This is a genomic window from Dietzia sp., assembly GCF_036741115.1.
In the GTDB taxonomy this organism is placed as follows: Bacteria; Actinomycetota; Actinomycetes; order Mycobacteriales; family Mycobacteriaceae; genus Dietzia.
Window position 1 is genome coordinate 1 of the sequence record NZ_DAINST010000158.1, and the last position, 1,797, is coordinate 1,797.

Sequence of the window (1,797 nt, forward strand, 5' to 3'; positions counted from 1 at the left end):
TCAACACGTCGATGAACGCCCAGATGACCGAGCGCCTCAACGCCGGCGGCGCGACCCTCGTCAAGCTCATGGGCGAGCCGAGCGCCGAGGCGGCGGAGTTCGATTCCCGAGCCGAGCGCGTCCGGGACATCGGAGTGCGCACGGGCTACGCCATGGGCATATTCATGAACTCCCTCACCCTGATCTCGACCCTCGCGCTGGCCCTCGTCTACGGCTTCGGCGGGTGGAGCGCGCTCGGGGGTGGGCTCGAGGCCGGCTCGGTGGTCTCGCTCGCGCTGCTGCTCACCCGCCTCTACGGGCCGTTGACGGCGCTCTCCAGTGCCCGCGTGGACATCATGAGCGCAGTCGTGTCCTTCGAGCGCGTCTTCGAGATCCTCGATCTCGAGCCCCTGATCGCCGAGTCGCCGAAGGCGAGGAACATCCCTTCCGGGCCTGTGTCAGTGGAGTTCGACAACGTCCACTTCGGCTACCCGACCGCAGACAAGGTCTCGCTCGCCTCGCTCGAGGAGGTCGCCGTCCTCGACCGTCGCGGCGGCGAGGAGATCCTCCACGGCATCGACCTCCACGCCGCCCCGGGCGACATCGTGGCGCTCGTGGGATCCTCTGGAGCGGGGAAGTCGACGCTGGCAAACCTCGTGCCGCGGCTCTACGACGTAGACTCTGGCGCGGTGCGGATCGGCGGGGTCGACGTGCGCGAGGCGACGTTCGCCTCGTTGCGCTCGGCGGTGGGGATGGTCCCGCAGGACGGGCACCTGTTCCACGACACCGTGCGGGCCAACCTGCGGATCGCCAAGGCCGACGCCGGCGACTCCGAGCTCTGGGATTCCCTGCGCCGGGCGCGCCTCGACGGGCTGATCCGCGAGCTCCCCGACGGCCTCGACACCGTGATCGGCGACCGCGGCTACCGCCTCTCCGGCGGCGAGCGCCAGCGCCTGACCATCGCGCGGCTGCTACTCCAGTCGCCGGCGGTGGTGGTCCTCGACGAGGCGACGTCGGCGCTCGACTCGACGAACGAGGCGGCGATCCAGGAGGCGTTGAACGAGGCTATGGCGAACCGCACCGCGCTCGTGATCGCCCACCGGTTGTCGACGGTGCGCTCGGCCTCGGAGATCCTCGTGCTTGAGGAGGGCCGGGTCGTCGAGCGCGGAACCCACTCGGAGCTGCTCGCCGCGAATGGGCGCTACGCCGAGCTGTATCACGTGCAGTTCGCCGAGGAGGCGCTCGAGGAGATCGGGAGCGCGGAGTTCGAGAACGAGGTCGGGCAGTACCTGGACTGAGTCGGTTCAGCCGTATTGGGGGCGACCGCCGACGAATCATGCACTTTTGGTTGCTCGACCCTGCGTTTCCGCAGGTCGTTCGGGAGCTTGCGCACCAAAAGTGCATGGTCCGTACGGAACTGCATGATTCGCGGTGGCGGCGACTCCTGTCCTCGTCGTGCGAGACGGGATCAGGGCTGGTACTCGGGGACCTCGACCGTGACGGTCTCCGAGCTCGCTCCGCTCTTCTCCGCGGTCGCCCAGAGCTCCACCGTTCCGGTCCCGGTGCCGAGGATCGAGTCGTAGGGGTGCACCGGGCCGTTGACCCAGCCCGGACCCTCAGCGGTCCAGACCCGAGAGTCTTCGTTTCCCGAGTCGAGGTTCTTCCAGTGCACCGTGATGTCCTGAGTACAGTCGCCGAGGCCGATCGAGTTGGCCTCGGGGTTCATCATCGTGCTGCCCGGGTACCCGCCGGGGTCGAGCGTCAGGCGGGCCCACTGAAAACATGCCCCGTAGCCGCCGGAGACGCGCAGGTTGTTCA

At 68.5% G+C, this 1,797-nt stretch carries 1 protein-coding gene and 1 pseudogene; one reads left to right on the top strand and one right to left on the bottom strand.

Annotated features, from left to right (window positions below; all coding sequences use genetic code 11):
• Positions 1-1,277: ABC transporter ATP-binding protein (locus V7E05_RS14185; protein WP_333620273.1), on the top strand; the 1,277-nt coding region annotated here is incomplete at its 5' end.
• A gap of 170 nt (positions 1,278-1,447) precedes the next feature.
• Here V7E05_RS14185 and V7E05_RS14190 read toward each other — a convergent pair.
• Positions 1,448-1,797, bottom strand: a pseudogene (locus V7E05_RS14190) (hypothetical protein); the annotation flags it as partial.